The 20,149-nt window shown below is 67.8% G+C and carries 26 protein-coding genes; 16 read left to right on the top strand and 10 right to left on the bottom strand.

The genetic code is table 11. The features are described 5' to 3' along the window. Positions 1-18 precede the first annotated feature (18 nt). The gene (locus VPA02S_RS17955; RefSeq protein WP_015865788.1) at positions 19-426 is read right to left on the bottom strand and encodes a VOC family protein; all 408 of its coding nucleotides are present in this window, start codon (positions 424-426) and stop codon (positions 19-21) included. Beyond that, a complete protein-coding gene (locus VPA02S_RS17950) occupies positions 423-917 on the bottom strand; it encodes a helix-turn-helix transcriptional regulator (RefSeq protein ID WP_062365026.1) in 495 nt (164 codons plus the stop codon). The genes VPA02S_RS17955 and VPA02S_RS17950 overlap by 4 nt, the downstream gene beginning before the upstream one ends. 97 nt (positions 918-1,014) lie before the next feature. Between VPA02S_RS17950 and VPA02S_RS17945 the strand changes: the two genes are divergently transcribed. Then, on the top strand, positions 1,015-1,494 hold the full coding sequence (locus VPA02S_RS17945; protein WP_062365025.1) for a VOC family protein: 480 nt from the start codon (positions 1,015-1,017) through the stop codon (positions 1,492-1,494). A gap of 40 nt (positions 1,495-1,534) precedes the next feature. Further along, complete coding sequence (locus VPA02S_RS17940; RefSeq protein ID WP_062365024.1) at positions 1,535-2,212, top strand: glutathione S-transferase family protein; 678 nt, start codon at positions 1,535-1,537, stop codon at positions 2,210-2,212. A gap of 23 nt (positions 2,213-2,235) precedes the next feature. Here VPA02S_RS17940 and VPA02S_RS17935 read toward each other — a convergent pair whose 3' ends face one another. From VPA02S_RS17935 to VPA02S_RS17925, 3 genes are all read right to left on the bottom strand, one after another. Beyond that, positions 2,236-2,667: a VOC family protein gene (locus VPA02S_RS17935; RefSeq protein ID WP_015865784.1), complete on the bottom strand. Its 432-nt coding sequence runs from the start codon at positions 2,665-2,667 to the stop codon at positions 2,236-2,238. Positions 2,668-2,701: 34 nt separating this feature from the next. Beyond that, positions 2,702-3,568, bottom strand: coding sequence for an alpha/beta fold hydrolase (locus VPA02S_RS17930; RefSeq protein ID WP_062365023.1), 867 nt, complete (start codon positions 3,566-3,568; stop codon positions 2,702-2,704). Positions 3,569-3,675: 107 nt separating this feature from the next. Continuing rightward, positions 3,676-4,044 (bottom strand): hypothetical protein, encoded by a 369-nt coding sequence (locus VPA02S_RS17925; protein ID WP_062365022.1) that lies wholly within the window; start codon positions 4,042-4,044, stop codon positions 3,676-3,678. A gap of 190 nt (positions 4,045-4,234) precedes the next feature. On the opposite strand from VPA02S_RS17925, the gene VPA02S_RS17920 reads away from it, so the two are divergent. Next, the gene (locus VPA02S_RS17920) at positions 4,235-4,984 is read left to right on the top strand and encodes a TerC family protein (RefSeq protein ID WP_015865779.1); all 750 of its coding nucleotides are present in this window, start codon (positions 4,235-4,237) and stop codon (positions 4,982-4,984) included. Between the two features lie 13 nt (positions 4,985-4,997). Here VPA02S_RS17920 and VPA02S_RS17915 read toward each other — a convergent pair whose 3' ends face one another. Beyond that, entirely contained in the window at positions 4,998-5,447 is a 450-nt protein-coding gene (locus tag VPA02S_RS17915) for an SRPBCC family protein (RefSeq protein ID WP_062365021.1), read from the bottom strand. A gap of 234 nt (positions 5,448-5,681) precedes the next feature. Between VPA02S_RS17915 and VPA02S_RS17910 the strand changes: the two genes are divergently transcribed. Further along, entirely contained in the window at positions 5,682-6,542 is an 861-nt protein-coding gene (locus tag VPA02S_RS17910) for an AraC family transcriptional regulator (RefSeq protein WP_062365020.1), read from the top strand. A 39-nt stretch (positions 6,543-6,581) separates the two neighbouring features. After that, positions 6,582-7,286: a B3/B4 domain-containing protein gene (locus VPA02S_RS17905; RefSeq protein ID WP_062365019.1), complete on the top strand. Its 705-nt coding sequence runs from the start codon at positions 6,582-6,584 to the stop codon at positions 7,284-7,286. A 27-nt stretch (positions 7,287-7,313) separates the two neighbouring features. On the opposite strand, the gene VPA02S_RS17900 is transcribed toward VPA02S_RS17905, so the two are convergent. Next, complete coding sequence (locus VPA02S_RS17900; RefSeq protein ID WP_015865774.1) at positions 7,314-8,096, bottom strand: IclR family transcriptional regulator; 783 nt, start codon at positions 8,094-8,096, stop codon at positions 7,314-7,316. Positions 8,097-8,217: 121 nt separating this feature from the next. Between VPA02S_RS17900 and VPA02S_RS17895 the strand changes: the two genes are divergently transcribed. The 3 genes from VPA02S_RS17895 to VPA02S_RS17885 are packed head-to-tail and all read left to right on the top strand — an operon-like array spanning position 8,218 to position 10,739. Further along, the gene (locus VPA02S_RS17895) at positions 8,218-9,225 is read left to right on the top strand and encodes a TRAP transporter substrate-binding protein (protein WP_062365018.1); all 1,008 of its coding nucleotides are present in this window, start codon (positions 8,218-8,220) and stop codon (positions 9,223-9,225) included. A gap of 15 nt (positions 9,226-9,240) precedes the next feature. Continuing rightward, a complete protein-coding gene (locus VPA02S_RS17890; protein WP_018904783.1) occupies positions 9,241-9,690 on the top strand; it encodes a type II 3-dehydroquinate dehydratase in 450 nt (149 codons plus the stop codon). Positions 9,691-9,725: 35 nt separating this feature from the next. Further along, positions 9,726-10,739 (top strand): TRAP transporter substrate-binding protein, encoded by a 1,014-nt coding sequence (locus VPA02S_RS17885; protein ID WP_062365017.1) that lies wholly within the window; start codon positions 9,726-9,728, stop codon positions 10,737-10,739. A 16-nt stretch (positions 10,740-10,755) separates the two neighbouring features. Here VPA02S_RS17885 and VPA02S_RS17880 read toward each other — a convergent pair whose 3' ends face one another. After that, positions 10,756-11,349: an NADPH-dependent FMN reductase gene (locus tag VPA02S_RS17880; protein ID WP_062365016.1), complete on the bottom strand. Its 594-nt coding sequence runs from the start codon at positions 11,347-11,349 to the stop codon at positions 10,756-10,758. 31 nt (positions 11,350-11,380) lie between these two features. On the opposite strand from VPA02S_RS17880, the gene VPA02S_RS17875 reads away from it, so the two are divergent. The 6 genes from VPA02S_RS17875 to VPA02S_RS17850 all read left to right on the top strand — a co-directional run bounded on the left by VPA02S_RS17875 (position 11,381) and on the right by VPA02S_RS17850 (position 16,232). Further along, the gene (locus VPA02S_RS17875; protein ID WP_062365015.1) at positions 11,381-12,097 is read left to right on the top strand and encodes a GntR family transcriptional regulator; all 717 of its coding nucleotides are present in this window, start codon (positions 11,381-11,383) and stop codon (positions 12,095-12,097) included. A 33-nt stretch (positions 12,098-12,130) separates the two neighbouring features. Continuing rightward, the gene (locus VPA02S_RS17870; protein WP_062365014.1) at positions 12,131-12,682 is read left to right on the top strand and encodes a VOC family protein; all 552 of its coding nucleotides are present in this window, start codon (positions 12,131-12,133) and stop codon (positions 12,680-12,682) included. A gap of 36 nt (positions 12,683-12,718) precedes the next feature. Continuing rightward, complete coding sequence (locus tag VPA02S_RS17865; RefSeq protein WP_062365013.1) at positions 12,719-13,582, top strand: fumarylacetoacetate hydrolase family protein; 864 nt, start codon at positions 12,719-12,721, stop codon at positions 13,580-13,582. 67 nt (positions 13,583-13,649) lie between these two features. Next, positions 13,650-14,621: a tripartite tricarboxylate transporter substrate binding protein gene (locus tag VPA02S_RS17860; protein ID WP_062365012.1), complete on the top strand. Its 972-nt coding sequence runs from the start codon at positions 13,650-13,652 to the stop codon at positions 14,619-14,621. A 10-nt stretch (positions 14,622-14,631) separates the two neighbouring features. Further along, the gene (locus VPA02S_RS17855) at positions 14,632-15,210 is read left to right on the top strand and encodes an amino acid synthesis family protein (RefSeq protein WP_062365011.1); all 579 of its coding nucleotides are present in this window, start codon (positions 14,632-14,634) and stop codon (positions 15,208-15,210) included. Further along, positions 15,210-16,232 (top strand): zinc-dependent alcohol dehydrogenase family protein, encoded by a 1,023-nt coding sequence (locus tag VPA02S_RS17850; protein WP_062365010.1) that lies wholly within the window; start codon positions 15,210-15,212, stop codon positions 16,230-16,232. The genes VPA02S_RS17855 and VPA02S_RS17850 overlap by 1 nt, the downstream gene beginning before the upstream one ends. A gap of 38 nt (positions 16,233-16,270) precedes the next feature. Here VPA02S_RS17850 and VPA02S_RS17845 read toward each other — a convergent pair whose 3' ends face one another. Beyond that, the gene (locus VPA02S_RS17845) at positions 16,271-16,837 is read right to left on the bottom strand and encodes a flavin reductase family protein (protein ID WP_062365009.1); all 567 of its coding nucleotides are present in this window, start codon (positions 16,835-16,837) and stop codon (positions 16,271-16,273) included. Positions 16,838-16,887: 50 nt separating this feature from the next. Beyond that, positions 16,888-17,583 carry a GntR family transcriptional regulator gene (locus VPA02S_RS17840; RefSeq protein WP_062365008.1) on the bottom strand — a complete coding sequence of 232 codons (696 nt, stop codon included), beginning with the start codon at positions 17,581-17,583 and terminating at the stop codon, positions 16,888-16,890. 82 nt (positions 17,584-17,665) lie between these two features. Between VPA02S_RS17840 and araD the strand changes: the two genes are divergently transcribed. Both araD and VPA02S_RS17830 read left to right on the top strand, forming a co-directional pair. Next, a complete protein-coding gene (gene araD, locus VPA02S_RS17835) occupies positions 17,666-19,393 on the top strand; it encodes an L-arabinonate dehydratase (protein WP_062365007.1) in 1,728 nt (575 codons plus the stop codon). 20 nt (positions 19,394-19,413) lie between these two features. After that, positions 19,414-20,124 (top strand): ribonuclease activity regulator RraA, encoded by a 711-nt coding sequence (locus VPA02S_RS17830; RefSeq protein WP_062365006.1) that lies wholly within the window; start codon positions 19,414-19,416, stop codon positions 20,122-20,124. The last annotated feature ends 25 nt before the right edge of the window (positions 20,125-20,149 follow it).

Below are 20,149 nucleotides of genomic sequence, written 5' to 3'. Positions count from 1 at the left end.
GGCAGGTTCGGCGCTGGTTCAGCCGCGCGCCTGGATCAGCTTCCAGCCATTGCCCGACGGATCGCGAAAGCCCGCGTCCACGGTGCCGTAGCGCTCCACCGGCTCCTGCGTGAATTCCACGCCCAGGCCGCGCATCCGCTCATAGGCAGCGCGGCAGTCGTCCACCCGCAGCACCAGCGGCGGCATCGCGCCCTTGGCGACGATGGCGCGCACCGCCTGCGCCGTGGCTGCATCGAGCACCGGCGGCCCGGGCCTGAACAGGCCGAGCTGGAACGACGGCTGCTCGGGGTGCTGCACCGTGAGCCAGCGGTAGTCGCCGTTTCCCACGTCCGTGTGGACGCGGAAGCCGAGCTTCTCGACATAGAACGCCAGCGCCTCGTCCTGATCGTGCACATACAGACCGGCGACTTCAATGCCCTGATTCATGGAATCTCCTGTGGTTGTTCAGGCTCGTTTGTACCGTCCGCCGCGAGGCGCCGCTTCTCCGAAACTGCGGTCGTGAGATGGGGCCGGTGCGCGGCGTTGACGATGCACACGGGCACCCGGCCGAGCTCGTGCGGCGTGGCCTTGCCGCGCGCGCGGATCGCGCTCGGGCTGCTGCCGGTGATGTCGCGGAAGGTGCGCCCGAAGGTGCCCAGGCTGGCCCAGCCCGTCTCGAAGGCGATGTCGGTGATCGGCCGGTCGGTCTCGCGCAGCAGCGCCATCGCGCGCTCGATGCGGCGCGTGAGCAGGTACCGGTGCGGCGGCGTGCCGAAGGCCTGCTTGAACGATCGCGCGAAGTGTGCCTCCGACACGCCGCTCACCCGGGCCAGCCGCTCGACCGGCCACTCCTCATGCGATGCGGCGTCCATCCGGTCCTTGGCGCGCAGCAGCCGCCGCAGCAGTGCGGGGTCCTGGATGGTCGGATCGATGGCCATCGCAAAATTATCGCGGACGCGCGTGTGGCGGCTGGAGGCGCTATCCTGCCGTGGATCGCAACTGGCGTTCGTATCTGCCCCATTCAGGAGACCCAAGATGATCAGCAAGAACACGATTTGTCTCTGGTACGACGGCACCGCCCTGGATGCCGCCAAGTTCTACGCAGAGACCTTCCCCGACAGCGCCGTGGGCGCCGTCCATCGCGCGCCCGGCGACTATCCCTCGGGCAAGGAGGGCGACGTGCTGACGGTCGAGTTCACGGTGATGGGCATCCCCTGCCTGGGCCTGAACGGAGGCCCGGCGTTCAAGCACAGCGAGGCCTTCTCGTTCCAGGTTGCGACCGACGACCAGGCCGAAACGGACCGCTTGTGGAACGCGATCATCGGCAACGGCGGCCAGGCCAGCGCGTGCGGCTGGTGCAAGGACAAGTGGGGACTGTCGTGGCAGATCACGCCGCGCGCCCTGACGACCGCCATCACCGATCCCGACCCGGCGGCAGCCAAGCGAGCGTTCGAAGCGATGATGGAGATGACAAAGATCGACATCGCCGCGATCGAAGCGGCTCGGCGCGGCTGACGCGCAATTCAACACAGTGGCGGCCACAAGCCGCCGAACCATGATCATCCTGCACCACTGCGTCAGCGCACGCTCGTTCCGCCCTCTCTGGATGCTCGAAGAGATCGGGCTTTCCTACGAACTCAGGATGCTGCCCTTTCCGCCGCGCGTGCTGTCTCGGCCGTACCTCGAGGTCAACCCGCTCGGCACGGTGCCGATGCTGTCCGACGGCGCCATGCGAATGACCGAGTCGGCCGCGATCTGCCAGTACCTGGCCGCGCGCTTCTCGGCGGGCCAGCTGGATGTGGGTTGCGGCGAGCCGGACTTCGGGCCGTACCTCAACTACCTTCATTTCGGCGAGGCAACCTTGACCTTTCCGCAGACGCTCGTGTTGCGGTACGCGCACTTCGAGCCGGCGGAGCGAAAGCAGCCGCAGGTGGCCGACGACTATGCCAAGTGGTTCCTCGCGCGCCTGCGAACGCTGGAGCCGCTGCTCGCCGAACGCGAGCATCTCTGCGCGGGCCGCTTCACCGCGGCGGACGTGTCGGTCGGCTATGCACTGCTGCTGGCCGAGCACCTGGGCCTGGCCGAGCGCTTCACGCCGGCGGTGGCGGCCTACTGGGAGCGCTTGCAGGCGCGACCGGGCTTCAAGGCCGCCATGGCTGCGCAATCGAGAGCGGCCGAGGTGCAGGGGGTCTCCTTGACCCCTGCACCCGACATCAGGCCCGACAGGCCCTGACGGGCGGCCGCGGCCCCAAGCGCCTACGCAGCTTCAGCCCCTGGCAGCAGTTGCGGGTTGTAGATCGCCTCCCACAGGTGCCCGTCGGGGTCCATGAAGTAGCCGGCATAGCCGCCGTAGAAAGTGTCGGCCGCGGTTTTCACCACCGTGGCACCGGCCTTCGCGGCTTGCTGCATCACGGCGTCCACTTCGGCCTTCGACATGACGTTGTGCCCGAGGGTGAATTCGAGGGACCCGCCCGCGCGCAGCGGAAGGCCGGCATCGGCCGCGATGCTCGAGCGCGGCCACACGGCCAGCTTGAGCCCGTCCTGCAGGTCGAAGAAGGCGACGGCGCCGTTCTCGAACTCCCTGCCCACGATGCCGTTGGTGGGCAGGCCGAGCCCGTCTCGATAGAAGGCGACCGCCCTCTCCAGGTCCTCGACGCCGAGGGTGATGACGGTGATTCTTGGTTGCATGGAGGTCTCCGAAGAAAGGGCGATGTTGCCCGCGTCAGGCCGCATGCCCGATCTCGGCGCGAAATGCACGCAGCGCCTCGCAGGTTGCAGCGGGCGCCTCGATGGGAAGGAATTCTCCGCTGCCGCTGATGAGCCGCGATCGAAGATTCGCGGCGCCGGCCTTGCGCAGGCCTTCCACATAGTCGTCGATGTCGCGGCCGCCGGCGTCGCCGCGCAAATACAGGATGGGCGTGTCGATGCGAACAGGGCTCGCGTTGCGTTGCGCGGCGCTCTCGAGCGCCCGGTACCAGTCGAAGCCGGCCTTCAAGGCTTCGGGCCGCTGGTAGGCGCGCGTCCAGTCGTTTCGGATCTCGTTCGTCAGCGCATGCTTGTCGCCCGCGAGCAGCTCGTAGAAGTAATCGAAATAGGCGCGTTCGCGCCCGCTCACCAGCCGTTCGGGCAGCTGCGGTATCGCATGGAACGCGAAGTGCCAGATGCGGGGCTCGGCGATGAGTCTCGACCACGGCGCAACGCCGGGGATGACGGTGTTCATGATCACCGCGCCCGCAATGCGTGCGCCGTGCTCCCGCGCCGCTGCAAATGCGAGCATGCCGCCGACGTCCACGCCCGCGAACACGATCGAATGCGCGCCCAGCGATTCGGCCGCGCGCAGCAGGAGGCCGGCGAGTGCATGCAGCTCGCACGGCGATGGGCCATGCGGCAGGCCGACCGACCCGCCGATGCCGGGCAGGTCGAAGGCGATGGCGTGCTCATCCTTTCCGAGCTCATCGAGCACCGGGTCGTAGATCGACTTCGATTGCGGCCAGCCATGCAGCAGGATGAGCCACGGCGATCCCGGGTCGCCGGCGCAGCGGTAGGAAAGGGTCAGGCCGTCGATCGAAAGCGTGGATTCGCGGGCCATGGGTGCTTGCTCCTTCGAGAAACACCCTATGCCTCGCGAAGCCCGTGCTGATCAGCCTCGCCCGCAGCCGGATGTAGGCCGTTTACTCGCCTGCGGCTTGGCTGCGATCAGTCGCGGTCTTCGCGATAGTGGCGGTAGTGCTCGCGCCGCTCCCATTCGCGGCGGCGCCATTCATGGCGCGCTGCGCGGCGTTCTTCCCAGCTCGGTCCCGGCTCGTAGTAGACGGGTGCCGGTGCAACGTAGGCGGGCGCCTGGTAGCGCACCGGCGGCGCCGGCTCGTAGTAGACGGGGGCCGGCCGCGAATACACAGGCGCGGGCTCGTAGTAGACCGGTGCCGGCTCGCTCACCACCACGCCGGGCACCGACACGCCGATGGACCAGCTGGTGCCCGCGGTTGCGGCGGCCACGCCGAAAAGGGCGCCTGCGGCAATCGTGCCCGAGAGAGCCAGCTTGAGAACGGTTCGAGGAAAGGTCATCTCATCTCCAGAGATATGGGATTGCTCCCGATGCCTCTACCAACGTTCGGCCGAGCAAGATCGCACACATCGCTTCGGTGAAGAACATTTCAAGATGTCACGCGAAAGCCCCGGAAAGCCGCATGGCAGACTCCGTTCCTGCTTCCCCTCCTTCTTTTTTTGCCGGCATTGCCGTGCCGAAAGACCTTCCATGCTTGAACTGCTGACGGATCCCCAGGTCTGGATCGCCTTTGCGACCCTGACCGCGCTCGAGCTCGTGCTGGGCATCGACAACATCATCTTCATCTCGATCCTGGTCGACAAGCTCCCGCCAGCCAAGCGCGAGTTCGCACGGCGCGTCGGCCTCTTCATGGCCATGTTCATGCGCATCGGCCTGCTGCTGGTGCTCGCGTGGATCGTGGGCCTGGTCGCGCCGCTTTTCTCGGTGCTCGGCAAAGACATTTCGGGGCGCGACCTGATCCTGATCCTGGGCGGGCTGTTCCTGATCTGGAAGAGCACGAGCGAGGTCCACCAGTCGCTGGAGGGCGGCCATGAGCAGAAGTCCAGCGCGGTCAAGGCCACCTTCGCGGGCGTCATCCTCCAGATCATGGTCATCGACCTGGTGTTCTCGCTCGATTCGATCATTACCGCGGTCGGCATGGTGGACGACGTGCGGGTGATGATCGCCGCGGTGATCGTGTCGGTGTTCCTGATGATGCTGTTTGCCGGCCCGATCGGCCGCTTCGTCTCGAACCATCCCACCATCAAGATGCTGGCGCTGGCCTTCCTGGTGGTGGTGGGCGTGGTTCTTGTCGCGGAGGGCTTCGGGCACCACGTGCCCAAGGGCTACGTGTACTTTGCGATGGCCTTCTCGCTGGCCGTGGAGATGCTGAACATCCGGCTGCGCAAGAAGGCGGCCAAGGCCGTGGAGCTGCATCCGCCCCATATTCCGGGCGACTGAAGCCCCTCGGCGCTCAGCCCGGAATGTTCGGCTCGACCAGCTGGGCGAGCGCGACAAGCGACTCCTGCCAGCCCAGGTAGCACATCTCCACGGGAACCAGGTCGGGGATGCCTTCCTGCACGACGGACATGTCGGTGCCGCAGGACACGGCCGTGAGCGTCACGGTGGTCTTCATGGTGCCCGGCAGGTTGGGATCGTCGAAGCTCGCGTCGTAGGCAATGCGCTGGCCGGGAACGAGCTCCAGGTACTTCCCGCCGAACGAGTGGCTGTGGCCACTGCCAAAGGCGGTGAAGGACATGCGCCAGGCGCCGCCGACCACGGGGTCCATGCTGTGGACCTTGCCGGTGAATCCGAAGGGCGGCAGCCAGCGCTCGAAGGCGCTGGGCTCGATGAAGGCGCGGTAGAGCCGCTCGGGCGGGGTGCGCAGTACGCGGTGCAGGCGGACGGTGTTGGTAGTAGCCATGGCTGTGTTCTCCTGAAGTGCAGAGGATGACCCTCCACTGGCACGACGAACGAGGCTGCGGAAAATCGACAGCGAACTGTAGCGCCGTACGATAAAAATTTTTTGAGGCCGAAAGTTTGCAGTTTTTGGCCTGCGCGCCGCCGGGGTTGCGGGCACCCACAGGCCCTCGTCGCAGTGCTCGTCGTCTTCCAGGCGAATCCTGCAGATTCGCATGCCGCATGCATACTCCGCGCGATGATGAAGAACCCGCACCACGACTGCCGCGTCTTCGGCTCTCCCTGGGAGGGCGTGCATGGCACCCGCATCTCGAGCCAACGGCGCTACGGCAGGCATTGGCATGCCACCTTCGGCATTGGCGTCATCGACGAAGGCGCCCAGCGCTCGGCCAGCGGGTGCGGCGAGGTCGAGGCCCATGCCGGCCAACTCATTGCGACGAATCCGGGCGAAGTGCATGACGGGCGGCCACTCGGCGCGCCGTTCCGGCGCTGGCGCATGCTGTATCTCGAACCCGCCGCGCTCCGATGGGCCGTGGATGCGGCTGCAACGGGCGCGGCGAACGAGGACATGGCCCTGATCCGCCCCGTCATCAAGGACGAGGGGTTGCGGCGCATGCTCGGCGAGCTCCTGCGGCTGCTGGAGGCGCGCGCTGCCGCGCCGCAGCGGGCAGAGGTGGATGCACTGCGCTGCGAGGAGCTGCTCGTGCAGACCTGCACCGTGCTCGCTTCGCACCACGGTGCGCAAAGGCTGCCCACGCGCGCCACATCGGCCGACGTCTCGCAAGCGCGCGACATGCTCGCGGATTGCCTTGCGCAGCCGCCCAGCCTGGCGCAGCTTGCGGCGTCTTCGGGGCTGAGCAAATACCAGCTGCTGCGGCGCTTCAAGGCGGTCCATGGCGTTACGCCGTTCGCGTGGCTGCTGCAGCAGCGCGCGGAAGTGGCGCGCGGCCTCATCCGGCGCGGCGCCGCACTGGCGGATGCGGCCATGGCGACGGGCTTTGCCGACCAGAGCCACATGACGCGCGCGTTCGCACTGCACTTCGGCTTCACGCCCGGCGCATGGCAGCGCGCCTGGGTGGCGCCCGCACGGCTGCAATAGCGTTCAAGACACGCCGCGGCGCCCGCGACACACTGGGCCATGCACTCTTTCTTCTTCTCTCATTCGCCGGAAATCTGGGAGCGCCATCCCGAACTGGTGCCCGGCGTCCTGCTGGCCCAGGGCATCGACCGGAACGCCTCCGTGCAGGCGCAGGTGGCGCACTACCACGGCGTGGCGCGCGCACGGCTCGAAGCCGTCGGCTCGGAAGCCGATCTTCCGGAGATCCAGGCCTGGCGCAGCAGCTTCGCGCGCATGGGCCTCAAGCCCACGCAGTACCGGTGCGCCTCCGAGTCGCTGCTGCGCCGGTTCAGGAAGGAAGGCGCGCTGCCGCCGATCCATCCGCTGGTCGATTTGTGCAACGCGCTGTCGCTGGCCTTCGCGATTCCGATCGCGGTGTTCGACCTGTCGAAGGTGGCCGAGGGGCTGCAAGTGCGGTGCGCCGACGGCAGCGAAAGCTACCTCGCGTTCTCGGGCGAAACGGAAACGCCCGAACGCGGCGAAGTCGTCTTTGCGGATGCCGCAGGCTGCGCGCATGCGCGGCGCTGGACCCATCGCCAGAGCGCGCTTTCGGCCGTGCGCGATGAAACCTCCCGCGTCCTCATCGTGGCCGAGGCCCTGCATGCGGATGCCGCCAACGATGTCCGGCAGCTGCTGGATGCACTGTCCCGGGCATTGGCCGAGACCTGGGCGCCGCCGGCCGCGAGCGCGCTGTTGCGGCAAGACGCGCCCCGCCTGGTGTTCTGAAAAGCGGCCGTCCCCCGAGGCGCCCGGTCAGGCGCGCCGCTTGAAGAGCGCGGACGCGCCGCTCGCGTGCGCCACATCCTCGGCCGTGGCCAGCAGGGCCGGGCCCAGCGCGAGCATGCGTTCTTCCGTCAGCCGCACCAGCGGACCGGCGATGGTGATGACGCCGATCACCGCGCCGTTGCCGCTGCGCACCGGGGCGGCCATGGCCGTCATGGCGGGCGCGAACACCTCGTTGATCATCGCGAAGCCGCGCTTGCGGGCCGCGCGCAGGTACACCAGCAGTGCCTTGACGGTGGTCGGCGCCTTCGGGCCGTAGTCCTCGGGCTTGCCGAAGCCTTGCCTGGCGACCAGCTGGAGCGCCTGTTCGTCCGTCATGGTCGACAGCCACGCGTGGCCCGCGGAACTGCACGAGAGGTTGACCGAGAGGCCCATGTCGGGGTCGTAGCGCAGGCCGCGCACGGCGCCTTGCGCCTTGGCGACGAAGGTCAGCTCGTCGCCGTCGACCACCGCCAGCCGCACCAGCTCGCCCGATTCGGCCGCGAGCCGGTCGAGCAGCGGCTGTGCCACGTCGACGATGCCGCTGTTGCTCAGGAAGCTCAGGCCGAGCGACACCAGCTTGATCGTGAGCATGTAGTCGCCATGGCTCTGGTCCTGCCGCACATAGCCGCAGCGGATCAGCTCGCCCAGCAGGCGGTGGGTGGCGCTCAGCGGCATCTCCAGCTCGGCGGAGAGCGCGGAAAGCGCGCGGCCTTCGGGGTGGCCGGCCAGGTGTTCAAGGACCTTGAAGCTGCGTTCGAGGATGGCGCTCATGTCGTTGGAAAGAAGGGGAAGCAGGCGCCACTCTAGCTCTTTTGCCAAGTGTTTTCACTAGTGGAAAAGATTTCCACTTCAGTCCTAAGATCGCGCCGCATCACCTTGCTGGAGAACCATCTTGAGAAAGCTTCATCGCTCGCTGGCAGCCGCCGGCCTGGCCCTCGCATTGGCCGTTCCGGCGCTTGCGCAGGAGGCGCAGGAACGCGTCATCCGCTTCGGCCACCTCAACAACGCCGACCACCCGGTGAGCTTTGGCGTGAAGCGTTTTGCCGAGCTGCTGGCGGCCAAGAGCGGCGGCAAGATGAAGGTGCAGGAATACCCGGCCTCGCAGCTGGGCAACGAGATGCAGCAGCAGTCGGCGCTGCAGGGCGGCGTGCAGCAGATGTCGGCGCCGGCCACCACTTCGCTCGCGGGCATCGTGAAGGAGTTCGGCCTCGTCGACTTTCCGTTCGCGGTCGGCAACTTCGCGCAGGCCGATGCGCTGCTCGACGGCCCGCTCGGGCAGGCGCTGGTTGCGAAGCTGCCGGAGAAGGGGCTGGTCGCGCTGGGCTATTGGGACCTGGGCTTTCGCAACGTCACCAACAGCAAGCGCCCGATCACCCGGCCCGAAGACCTGGAGGGCCTGAAGATCCGCGTGATTCCCAACCCGGTGTTCCTGGAGACCTTCAAGTCCTTCAAGGCCAACCCGGTGCCGATGCCCTTCGCGGAGCTCTACGGCGCGCTCGAGTCGAAGGCGGTCGACGGCCAGGAGAACCCGTACTCGGTGATTCTTTCGAACAAGTTCTTCGAGGTGCAGAAGTTCGTGAGCGCCACCAACCACGTGTACGCGGCCAACATCGTCCTGGTCAGCAAGAAGTTCTGGGACACGCTCAATCCCGCGGAGCAGAACATGATGCGCGAGGCTGCCGACGAGGCCCGGGGCTACCAGCGCCAGGTGAGCCGCGCCGCCGCGCAGCGCGCCGTGGGCGAGCTCCAGGCCAAGGGCGCGAAGTTCAACGAGGTGGCGCCGGCCGAGCAGGCCCGCATGCGGCAGATTGCGAGGCCCGTCATCGAGCGCTTCGCCGCGAGCTACGACCCCGCCGTCGTCAAGCTCTACAACGACGAACTTGCGCGCATCCGCAAATAGGAAAGAAGCCACGGAATGAAGATCCTCGTCCTGCACGGCCCCAACCTCAACCTGTTCGGCCGCCGCGAACCCCACATCTACGGCACCACCACGCTGGCCGAGATCGACGCCATGCTGCACAAGCTCGCGGGCGAACTCGGCGCCACGCTGGAGACGATCCAGTCGAACCACGAAGGCGTGCTGGTGGACTTCCTGCACGCGCACATCGATGATGCGCAGGGTGCGCTGGTCAATCCGGCAGGCCTCACGCAGCACGGCGTTCCGCTGCACGACGCGATCAAGGCCATGCCGTTTCCGACCATCGAGGTGCACATGTCGAACATTGCGGCGCGCGAGGCATGGCGCGCGCACTCGATCATCTCGCCGGCCGTCAAGGGCACGGTCCAGGGCCTGGGGCCGCAGTCGTACCTGGCCGCGCTGCGCGCGCTGGTCGAGATGCAGCAAAGGCAACCGGCCGGCGCTTGAAGGGAGCCCCGGCGGAACACACGAAGGAGACTCCCATGAAAGGCTCGAAGCAGAAATGGCTGGCGCTGGCCGTCGCGGCTTTCGCCGCATTGGCGGCGGCCGGTGCCGGCGCGCAGGTCAAGGAACGCACGCTCAAGTTCGCGTTCCAGAACCAGACCGGCCATCCGCAGGCGCAGGGCGCGCAGAAATTCGCCGACATCGTCGCGGCCAAGTCCGGCGGCAAGATCACGGTGAAGCTGTTCCCGGGCGGCACGCTCGGCGGCGACCTGCAGACCGTGTCCGCGCTGCAGGGCGGAACGGTCGAGCTCACGGTGCTCAACGCCGGCATCCTCTCGGCGCAGGTCAAGGAGTTCGCGGTCTTCGACTTTCCGTTCCTCTTCAACAGCGGCAAGGAGGCCGATGCGGTCACCGACGGGCCCTTCGGCCAGAAGCTGATGGCCAGGCTCGACGACAAGGGCCTGCACGGGCTTGGCTACTGGGACCTGGGCTTTCGCAATCTCACCAACAGCAAGCGGCCGATCGCGGCGGCGGACGACATCGCGGGGCTCAAGATCCGCGTCATTCAATCGCCGATCTACATCGACCTGTTCAGCGCGCTGGGCGCCAACCCCGCGCCGCTGCCGTTCCCCGAGCTCTATCCGGCGCTCGACCAGAAGGCGGTCGACGGGCAGGAGAACCCGAACACCACCATCCTTGCCTCCAAGTTTGCCGAGGTGCAGAAGTACATCACCCAGACGCGGCACGTCTACAACCCGCAGGCGCTCCTGGTGAGCAAGAAGACCTGGGACGGCATGAGCGCCGACGAGCGGCAGATCCTCACCAAGGCTGCCAAGGACTCGACCGTGTTCCAGCGTGCGGCCTCGCGCAGCGCCGCCGACAGCGCGCTCGAGGCGCTCAGGAGAGCCGGCATGACCGTCTCGGAACTGCCGCCGGAAGAAATGGAGAAGCTGCGCGCCAAGGTGAAGCCGGTGATCGACAAGTATTCCGCATCGGTGGGCGAGGCCACGGTCAAGGAACTGATGTCGGAGATCGCCAAGGTACGCAAGTAGCTCCGAGGCAGTCCGTCTAGAGGGACTGGAGGGACGCGGCGCCGTCCAGCAATTCGATCTCCCGGAGCAGATCGGCGAGCGCCGCCCGCAGGAAGTCGAGCGTCGGTTCGTCATGGAGCCGGCCGTCGCGGATGCGCGTGGCAACGTTCGCAATGGCGACGTGCTGCCGCACCACGGGCCGCGCGAGCGTGGCCGCCAGGGCATCGCGGATCTGCGCCTGCGCGCGCACGCCGCCCGCGGTGCCGGGCGAGGCGGTCGCGATCAGGACCGGCTTGCCCTTGAGCGGCGAGGCGAAGCTGGGCCGCGATGCCCAATCGATCGCATTCTTCAGCACGCCGGGCATGCCGTAGTTGTATTCGGGCGAGCACAGGACCAAGCCATCGGCCTCTGCAATCGCTGCCTTGAGCCGGGCCACGGCTGCGGGCTGCGCATCGCCGTCCAGGTCGGCGTTGTAGAGCGGAACATCGTTCAGCGCAAAGAGCTCGATGGTTGCCAGCGCAGGCAGCAACGGCTGCAGGCTGCGCAGCACCGCGGTGCAATGAGAGTCGCGCCGGATGCTCCCGGAAATGCCAAGCAGGCGGATGCCGGCGATCGATGTGCTGCGTGTCATGGTGATCCCTTATTTCCAAGATCCAGAGTTTATGCATAAAATTAACTCCATGCACAAACCAGAAATTACCGCCAACGAGCCGCCACTGGCCGAGCAGGCATTCAACCGTTTGCGGCAGGACGTCCTGGCCGGCACCTTCGAAGCCGGCGCCAAGCTCAAGCTCGACGAGCTCCAGTCGGCCTACGGCTACTCGAGCAGCCCGCTGCGCGAGGCGCTCAGCCGCCTGGCGCAGGAAGGGCTCGTTCGCGCCGACGAGCGCCGCGGCTTCCGCGTGGCGCCGATCTCCGAAGAGGACCTGGCCGACATCACGCGCATGCGCATCATGCTGGACGTGCCCGCGCTGCGCGAATCCATCGCGCACGGCGACGACGCCTGGGAGGCCACGGTACTCGCCGCCTTCCATCGGCTGGAGAAAGTCGAGTCGCGCCTGAGCGACGGGCCGGTCATTCTCGATGGCGAGTGGTCGCAGCTGCACCGCAGCTTCCACCTCTCGTTGCTGGCCGCCTGCCCGTCGCTGCGCCAACGTGCCTGGGGCGCGAGCCTGTTCGACCAGGCCGAGCGCTACCGGCGGTTTTCTGCGCGCCACCGGAAGACCGCGCGCCGCAAGTCGAGCGAGCACAAGAAGATCATGGACGCCGCCTTGCGCCGCGATGCGGACACGGCCTGCGCGCTGCTGGAGGAGCACATCCTGAGCACGCAGCGCAACGTGATTGCCGCACTCAAGGCGGCCCAGGCCACGCAATCCTAGGGACGCCAGAGCCCGCCACCGGAGACAGACAGCATGCTCAAGGTCGCACGACCCACGCCTTCGCATTTCGGCATCTTCGTCACCGACCTGGAGCGGATGGTGGCCTTCTATACCGAGACCTTCGACCTCACGGTCACCGACCGCGGCGAGGGCCGCACCTTCAGGAACCAGCTGGTGTTCACGAGCGCGAGCCCCGACCAGCACCACCAGCTGGTGCTCGCCTCGGGCCGGCCGGCGGAGGCGACGTTCAGCACCGTGATGCAGATCTCGTTCTTGGTGCCGAGCATCCAGCACCTGCGCGACATCTCCGCGCGCGCCGAGGCCCGGGGCGCCACCAACATCCGCGGCCTGAACCACGGCAACGCGCTCTCGGTCTACATGCTCGATCCGGAAGGCAACACGGTGGAGATCTACGTCGACACACCGTTCTACATCGCGCAGCCGCATGGCGATCCGCTCGACCTCACCAAGGACGACGAAACGCTCATGCGCGAGACCGAGGAGGCCTGCCGCAGGGACCCGAGCTTCATGCCGCTCGCGCAGTGGCAGGCGCAGTTCGAGTCGCGTTCGCCGGCCGCGCCCTGACTCTTCATCCAACCGCACATTTCAACCGGAGTTCCCATGAAGCTTTTGTCATTTGTCCATCAAGGCCGCGAAACCTGGGGCGCCGTCGTCGGCGACGGCGTGGTCGATCTCGGCAAGGCGCGTCCGCAGCACGCGGGCCTTGTCGACTACATCGCCTCGGGCGAGTACCTGCAGGCGGCCCAGCACGTCGAAGGGCTGCCTGTGGCGGCCAAGCTCGCGGACATCACCTTTCTTCCGCCGATCCCCAGGTCCGAGAAGATCGTGTGCGCGGTGCGCAACTACATGGACCACCACCAGGAGGTGCTGGCCGCCGGCATGCATCGCGAGCTCTCCGAGCAGCCGCCGATCTTCCTGCGCGTGTGGCGTTCGCAATGCGCGCACAACCAGCCGATCGTGCGGCCGCACGTGTCGGAATCGCTCGACTGGGAAGGCGAGCTCGCCGTCATCATCGGCAAGGGCGGGCGCAACATCGCCGAGGCCGACGCCTTCGATCATGTGGCAGGCTATTCCTGCTACAACGACGGCAGCGTGCGCGAGTGGCAGTTCCATGCCAAGCAGATCGCCTCGGGCAAGAACTTCGAGTCGACCGGCGGCTTCGGCCCCTGGATGGTGACGGCCGACGAGATCGCGCCCGGCCGCGAACTCAAGCTCGAGACCCGGCTCAACGGCGAAGTGGTGCAGAGCAGCCACACGGGCCACATGATCTTCAGCATTCCGAAGCTCATCAGCTACTCGTCGACCATCTTCACGCTCGCGCCCGGCGACGTCATTGCCACCGGCACGCCGGCCGGCGTGGGCTGGAGCAAGAAGCCGCCGCGCTTCATGAAGCCGGGCGACGTGTGCGAGGTCGAGATCGAAGGCATCGGCGTGCTGCGCAATCCCATCGTCCAGCAGGACTGAGGCCCCCGGACCCGGACCGCGGCGGCACAAGCCGCGGCCTTCCTTCCACAACATCGGAGACAAAACCATGTGGCACAGACGATCGCTCGTCGCCGCAGGCCTGGCCCTGGCCTGCGCGGCACCCCTACACAGCCTGGCCCAGGGCTTTCCGGACAAGCCGATCAAGATCTATCAGGGCTTTGCGGCCGGCGGCAACGCCGACACCATCGCGCGCGTGGTCAGCACCGAGATGGCCAAGGGGCTCGGCCAGCCCTTCGTGGTCGAGGCCCAGACCGGCGCGGGCGGCACCATTGCCTCGGGCACGGTGGCGCGCGCCAAGCCCGACGGCTACACGCTGCTGCTGGCCACGGGCGGCCACGCGGTGGCCGGCGCGCTCTACAACAAGCTCAGCTACCAGACAGTGACGGACTTCCAGATGGTCTCGACGATCACCTACTTTCCGTTCCTGCTGGTGGTGCGGGCCGACTCGCCCTACCGCGGGCTGGCCGAGATGCTCGCCGCGGCGCGTGCCGATGCGCGGGGCGTGTCGTACGGCTCGGCCGGTATCGGCTCCACGCATCATCTTGCGGGCGAGCTGCTGGTGAAGAGCGCCAATGTCGAGATGCTGCACATTCCCTACCGCGGCGATGCGGCCTCGGTGGCGGCGCTGCTCGGCGGCGAGGTGCCGATGATCATCGCGCCGCCCACGGCCGTGCTGGCCAATATCAAGGCCGGCAAGCTCCGCGCGCTGGCCACCACCGGCGCACAGCGCTGGAGCCAGATGCCCGAGCTGCCGACCGTGGCCGAGCAGGGCGTGCCCGGCTACGACGTGCGCTCCTGGGCCGGCTTCATGGCGCCCGCGGGCACGCCGCGCCCGGTCGTCGACCGCCTGCGCGCCGAAGCGCTCAAGGCCCTGCAGGCGCCGGCCGTGCGTGCGCGGCTCGAAGAAATGGGCGGCGAAGCGCGCGGCAGCACGCCCGAAGAAATGACCACCATGGTGGCCGCCGAGCTCAAGCGGTGGACCGCCGTGGTGAACGATGCTCACATACCCAGGCAATAAGGACCCCTCCATGTCCCTGATCGACATCCGCAAGCGCAGTCTTTGCATCGAGACCATCTACCACGAGGGCGGTCCACCGGCCGCCACGCCGCTCAGGCTGGCGGCCGCCTGCGCGGTCATCCACAACCCCTACGCAGGCCGCTACGAGCCGGACCTGCTGCCCTTCATGGCCGAGCTGCGCGCGCTCGGCACGCTGCTGGCCACCGAACTGGTCGAGACGCTCGGGCGCGACAAGGTCGAGGTCTACAGCAAGGCCGCGATCGTTGGCGTGAACGGCGAGATGGAGCACGGCGCCGTCTGGCACGAAGCCGGCGGCTGGGCCATGCGCGAGGTGCTCGGCGAGCCGAAGGCGATCGTGCCGTCGGCCAAGGCGGTGGCCGCCACCGGCTACCGGCTGATGGTGCCGCTGCACTACATCCACGCCGCGTACGTGCGCAGCCACTACAACTCGATGGAGATCGGCATCCAGGATGGGCCGCGGCCGAACGAGATCCTGTTCGCGCTGGTGATGGGCACGGGAGGCCGCGTGCATGCGCGCCTGGGCGGGCTCACCAAGGACAAGGTGTCCGTGCACGACGGGCAGCGTTGATGTCGCGCCCCACGATGAAGGCGATCCAGCTGCAGGCACCGGGCGGCCCCGAGGTGCTGCAGCTGGTGGAGCTGCCGCAGCCGCAGCCGCAGGCCGGCGAAGTTCGGGTCAAGGCCATGGCCATCGGCGCCGGCGGCCCCGACGTGCTGATCCGCAACGGCACCTACAAATGGATGCCGCCGATGCCGGCGATTCCCGGCAACGAGATGGCCGGCATCGTCGATGCCGTCGGCCCCGGTGTCACTGCGCTGCAGGTCGGCCAGCGCGTGTTCGTGAGCGCGCGCGAGCTTGCGCAGCGCGGCGGCTGCTATGCCGAAGCCATCTGCGTGCCCGAGGCCGCGCCCTTCGTGCTGCCCGATGCGATCCGCTTCGAGGATGCCGTGAGCCTCGGCAACTTCCAGCTCGCGCTGGCCATGCTGTCGAGCAACGGCAACCTGCCGGCGCAATCCGTGCTGATTCCTGGCGCGGCCGGCGGCGTGGCCACGGCGCTGGTGCAGGTGGCACGCGACCGCGGCTTGCGCGTGATCGGCACCGCGTCTACGCCGCAGAAGCGGGATTTCGCGCGGGCCAACGGCGCGCACGAGGTGATCGAGAGCGACCCGCAGGGCCTGACAGAAAAGGTCATGCAACTCACCGGCGGGCGCGGTGTGGACCTGGCCTTCGACCACCTGGGCGGCGATCTCTTCATCGCCTGCCTGCGCGCCCTTGCGCCGTTCGGCATGGCAGTCTCCTACAACATCGTCAACGGCCCACCGACCGGTGACGTGTTCGAGGAGCTTCGGCGGCTGCTGGGCAGGAGCCTGGCCGTGCGCACGTTCTCGATCCATGCCATCGACGCCGACGCGGCGCAGCGGCGCGGCTTCATGGAGGCCGCGATCGCGCTCATGGCCGAGGGACGCGTGCATGCGCCCCCGGCCACCTGCTTCGCGCTCGCGGATTCGCGCCGCGCGCACGAGGTGCTCGACAGCGGAAGCGCGGTCGGCAAGATCGTGCTGCTGCCTGGCGGCTCGCCTCGTGGCTAGGCAACGCGAGAACCGGCGCGGGCGTCGGGCGCAGCGATTCAAAGCAGCGCGCTCCGGAACAAGGATCGCCGGCTGAACGCCTTTCCCGATTCGAGAAAAACGCCGTCGCCGGTGTAGTGGATCGTCTTCGGATGCCGGGGCGACTCGGCGGCGTGGGCCTTCACCACCTCGAGGATGAAGAAGTCGTACTTGCCGACCAGGCTGCGGTCGTGGACGCGGCATTCGAAGCTCGCGTGGCATTCGCCGATGAGCGGCGCCTCCACGCGCTCGGCATCGACTGCCGTGAAGCCGAAGGCCGCGAACTTGTCGATCTCGGCGCCCGAGCTGTTGCCGATGCGCACGACCTCGTCGGTGAGCGGCCGCGTGGGGAGGTTGATGACGCACTCGCCGCTGCGGCGGATCATTTCGAAGCTGTGGTTCGTGCGCGCGATCACGCAGCCGACCAGCGAGGGCGTGAACTCGATCACCGTGTGCCAGCCCAGCGTCATGATGTTGTTCTTCCCCCGCCAGCGGGAAGACAGGAGCACGACCGGGCCCGGCTCCAGGAACCTGCGCACCTGCGAGACAGGGAAATCCGCCTTGGTGAGGAGCTTCTTCTTCGTCATCGCGATACCTTTTCGCATTCGGAAATGCGTACGGTACCGCGAAGCACGTCTCAGCTCCTCCCCGCAATGAAATCCGGATGCCGCGCGCAGATCTCCGGCAGCGAGCTCAGCGTGCCGGAGAGGTGCTCGCGCAGCGCCTTCTGCGCCGCCGCGCCGTCGTGCTTTGCAATGGCGCGCACGATGGCGCGGTGGTCGCGCAGGATCGCCTCGGTCTTGCCGGCGGTGGGCAGGTGCAGGCGGCGCAGGCGGTCCACGTGGCCCGAGACGCGGGACACCATGTCCCACAGGCTCGGCACGCCCGCAGCTTCATACATCAGGTGGTGGAACTTGCGGTCGGCGCCGACGAAGTCGCCGTACTGCCGCGCCGCTGCCAGCGTGGCCTGCAGCGCGACCTGGGCCTGCAGCTGGGCCACCAGCTCGGGCGGCGCCTCTTCGGCCAGCTGGTGCACGATCTCGAGCTCGATCGAGCGGCGCAAAAAGTGCGCCTGCTTCGCGGCGTCGACGTCGATGCGGCTCACCAGCGTGGCGTGCTGTGGGAACACATCCACCAGGCCTTCCTCGGCAAGGCGCAGCAGGGCCTCGCGCACCGGCGTCTGGCTCACGCCGAAGCGGTCGGCCAGCTCCTGGCGGACCAGCACGGCGCCGGGCACGAGTTCGAGGGAGAGGATGGCACCGCGCAGCTTTTCGAGCACCTGGGGCGCTGCAAGGCGTGTGCGGTCGAGTCGGATCCGGGGGAGGGCTGTCATTCGCTTGAATTTTCGCTTTGACCGAGTGATATATTAGTGTTTTAATGTAGTGGATCCCACAAAGAATGCCGGTTCCGCCCCGATGCCACGTTCCTACGACACCCTGCGCAGCGCCCGCTGGTTCGCGCCCGACGACTTCCGCTCCTTCGGCCACCGCTCGCGCGTGATGCAGATGGGCTATGCGCCCGCCGACTGGGTCGGCAAGCCGATCATCGCCATCGTCAACACCTGGAGCGACGCCAACCAGTGCCACTCGCACTTCAAGCAGCGCGTGGACGACGTCAAGCGCGGCATCTTCCAGGCGGGCGGCTTTCCGCTCGAGCTGCCGGCCATTTCGCTGTCCGAGAGCATGGTCAAGCCCACCACCATGCTCTACCGCAACTTCCTCGCGATGGAGACGGAAGAGCTGCTGCGCAGCCATCCGGTGGACGGCGCGGTGCTGATGGGCGGCTGCGACAAGACCACGCCGGGCCTCACGATGGGCGCGCTCTCCATGGGGCTGCCGTTCATCTACCTGCCGGCCGGCCCGATGCTGCGCGGCAACTGGCGCGGACAGGTGCTGGGCTCGGGCTCGGACGCCTTCAAGTACTGGGACCAGCGCCGCGCCGGCCAGCTGAGCGACCAGGCCTGGCAGGAGATGGAAGCGGGCATCGCGCGCAGCCACGGCACCTGCATGACCATGGGCACTGCCGCCACCATGATGGGCATCGCCGAGGCCGTGGGCTTCACGCTGCCGGGCGCCTCGAGCATTCCGGCGGCCGATGCCAACCACGTGCGCATGAGCGCCGAGTGCGGCCGCCGCATCGTCGAGATGGTGTGGGACGACCTCACGCCCGCCCGCATGCTCACGCGCGCCAGCTTCGAGAACGGCATCGCCTGCGCGATGGCCATGGGCTGCAGCACCAACGCCATCGTCCACCTGATCGCCATGTCGCGCCGCGCCGGCCATCCGGTCACGCTGGACGACTTCGATGCGGCGAGCCGCCTTGTGCCGGTGGTGGCCAACATCCGCCCGAGCGGCGACACCTACCTGATGGAAGACTTCTTCTATGCGGGCGGCCTGCCCGCGATGCTCGAGCGCATCCGCGGCCACCTGAAGACCGGGGCGCGCACGGTCAACGGCCGCACCCTCGGTGAGAACATCGCGGGCGCCGAGGTATTCAACGACGACGTCATCCGCCCGCTCGCCAACCCCATCTATGCCGAAGGCGCGCTGGCCGTGCTGCGCGGCAACCTCGCGCCCGACGGCGTGGTGATCAAGCCCAGCGCCTGCGCGCCGCACCTGCTGCAGCACACCGGGCGCGCGCTGGTATTCGACGACTATCCGGCGCTCAAGCAGGCGGTTGACGATCCCGCGCTCGACGTGACCGGCGACGACATCCTGGTGCTGCGCAACGCCGGCCCCAAGGGCGCGGGCATGCCCGAGTGGGGCATGCTGCCGATCCCGACCAAGCTGCTCAAGCAGGGCGTGAAGGACATGCTGCGCCTGTCGGATGCGCGCATGAGCGGCACCAGCTACGGCGGCTGCCTGCTGCACTGCTCGCCCGAGGCGGCCGTGGGCGGGCCGCTGGCATTGGTGCGCACGGGCGACCGCATCACGGTGGACGTGCCCGCACGCACCATCCATCTCGAAGTGAGCGACGAGGAACTGGCCCGCCGCAAGGCCGCCTGGACACCGCCGCCTGCGCGCTACGAACGCGGCTACGGCTGGATGTTCGGCCGCCACATCCTGCAGGCCAACGAGGGCTGCGACTTCGACTTTCTCGAAACCACCTTCGGCCGGCCGGTGCCCGAGCCGGACATCTTTTGAAGACCTGAACGGAGACCCACGTGAATCCCCAAACCCGCGAGAAGCTGATGAAGGTCAGCACCGCCACCCTGTGCACGGCGCTGTTCAAGCGCGGACTGCGCAACCAGTTCATCCAGGACGTGCATCCGCTCGACCCGACGCTTCCCAACATGGTCGGCGAGGCCTTCACGCTGCGCTACATGCCGGCGCGCGAGGACCTGAACCCGATCACCGTGTTCAACGACCGCAACCATCCGCAGCGCCAGGCCGTGGAGCAGTGCCCGGTGGGCGCGGTGCTGCTGATGGACAGCCGCAAGGACGCGCGCGCCGCCTCGGCCGGCGGCATCCTGGTGAGCCGGCTCATGAAGCGCGGCGTGGCCGGCGTGGTCACCGACGGGGGCTTTCGCGACAGCCCCGACATCGCGAAGCTCGGCTTTCCGGCCTACCACCAGCGCCCGAGCGCGCCCACCAACCTGACCTTGCACCAGGCGATCGACATCAACGTGCCGATCGGCTGCGGCGACGTGGCCGTGTGGCCCGGCGACGTGGTGGTGGGCGATGCCGAAGGCGTCATCGTGATTCCGGCGGCCATGCCCGACGAGGTCGCGGCCGAGGCCACCGAGATGACCGTCTTCGAGGACTTCGTGCAGGAGAAGGTGCTCGAGGGCCGCTCCATCCTCGGCCTCTATCCGCCGACCGACGAGCAAAGCCGCACCGAGTTCGCCGCCTGGCGCGAGGCCCGCGGGCGCTGACGCCGGCTTTTCCGACGACGACCAA

The organism is Variovorax paradoxus NBRC 15149, from assembly GCF_001591365.1.
GTDB lineage: Bacteria > Pseudomonadota > Gammaproteobacteria > Burkholderiales > Burkholderiaceae_C > Variovorax > Variovorax paradoxus.
Note: the sequence above shows the minus strand (reverse complement) of the source record. Positions and strands in the feature narration are given on the sequence as shown.

Coding starts and splice junctions, on each gene's coding strand:
- VPA02S_RS17940 (WP_062365024.1), top strand. CDS start 1,535: ATGATCATCCTGCACCACTGCGTCAGCGCACGCTCGTTCCGCCCTCTC.
- VPA02S_RS17880 (WP_062365016.1), bottom strand. CDS start 11,349: ATGACACGCAGCACATCGATCGCCGGCATCCGCCTGCTTGGCATTTCC.
- VPA02S_RS17900 (WP_015865774.1), bottom strand. CDS start 8,096: ATGAGCGCCATCCTCGAACGCAGCTTCAAGGTCCTTGAACACCTGGCC.
- VPA02S_RS17955 (WP_015865788.1), bottom strand. CDS start 426: ATGAATCAGGGCATTGAAGTCGCCGGTCTGTATGTGCACGATCAGGAC.
- VPA02S_RS17905 (WP_062365019.1), top strand. CDS start 6,582: ATGCACTCTTTCTTCTTCTCTCATTCGCCGGAAATCTGGGAGCGCCAT.
- VPA02S_RS17860 (WP_062365012.1), top strand. CDS start 13,650: ATGTGGCACAGACGATCGCTCGTCGCCGCAGGCCTGGCCCTGGCCTGC.
- VPA02S_RS17950 (WP_062365026.1), bottom strand. CDS start 917: ATGGCCATCGATCCGACCATCCAGGACCCCGCACTGCTGCGGCGGCTG.
- VPA02S_RS17870 (WP_062365014.1), top strand. CDS start 12,131: ATGCTCAAGGTCGCACGACCCACGCCTTCGCATTTCGGCATCTTCGTC.
- VPA02S_RS17865 (WP_062365013.1), top strand. CDS start 12,719: ATGAAGCTTTTGTCATTTGTCCATCAAGGCCGCGAAACCTGGGGCGCC.
- VPA02S_RS17840 (WP_062365008.1), bottom strand. CDS start 17,583: ATGACAGCCCTCCCCCGGATCCGACTCGACCGCACACGCCTTGCAGCG.
- VPA02S_RS17945 (WP_062365025.1), top strand. CDS start 1,015: ATGATCAGCAAGAACACGATTTGTCTCTGGTACGACGGCACCGCCCTG.
- VPA02S_RS17910 (WP_062365020.1), top strand. CDS start 5,682: ATGATGAAGAACCCGCACCACGACTGCCGCGTCTTCGGCTCTCCCTGG.
- VPA02S_RS17915 (WP_062365021.1), bottom strand. CDS start 5,447: ATGGCTACTACCAACACCGTCCGCCTGCACCGCGTACTGCGCACCCCG.
- VPA02S_RS17920 (WP_015865779.1), top strand. CDS start 4,235: ATGCTTGAACTGCTGACGGATCCCCAGGTCTGGATCGCCTTTGCGACC.
- VPA02S_RS17885 (WP_062365017.1), top strand. CDS start 9,726: ATGAAAGGCTCGAAGCAGAAATGGCTGGCGCTGGCCGTCGCGGCTTTC.
- VPA02S_RS17850 (WP_062365010.1), top strand. CDS start 15,210: ATGTCGCGCCCCACGATGAAGGCGATCCAGCTGCAGGCACCGGGCGGC.
- araD (WP_062365007.1), top strand. CDS start 17,666: ATGCCACGTTCCTACGACACCCTGCGCAGCGCCCGCTGGTTCGCGCCC.
- VPA02S_RS17875 (WP_062365015.1), top strand. CDS start 11,381: ATGCATAAAATTAACTCCATGCACAAACCAGAAATTACCGCCAACGAG.
- VPA02S_RS17925 (WP_062365022.1), bottom strand. CDS start 4,044: ATGACCTTTCCTCGAACCGTTCTCAAGCTGGCTCTCTCGGGCACGATT.
- VPA02S_RS17930 (WP_062365023.1), bottom strand. CDS start 3,568: ATGGCCCGCGAATCCACGCTTTCGATCGACGGCCTGACCCTTTCCTAC.
- VPA02S_RS17890 (WP_018904783.1), top strand. CDS start 9,241: ATGAAGATCCTCGTCCTGCACGGCCCCAACCTCAACCTGTTCGGCCGC.
- VPA02S_RS17935 (WP_015865784.1), bottom strand. CDS start 2,667: ATGCAACCAAGAATCACCGTCATCACCCTCGGCGTCGAGGACCTGGAG.
- VPA02S_RS17855 (WP_062365011.1), top strand. CDS start 14,632: ATGTCCCTGATCGACATCCGCAAGCGCAGTCTTTGCATCGAGACCATC.
- VPA02S_RS17845 (WP_062365009.1), bottom strand. CDS start 16,837: ATGACGAAGAAGAAGCTCCTCACCAAGGCGGATTTCCCTGTCTCGCAG.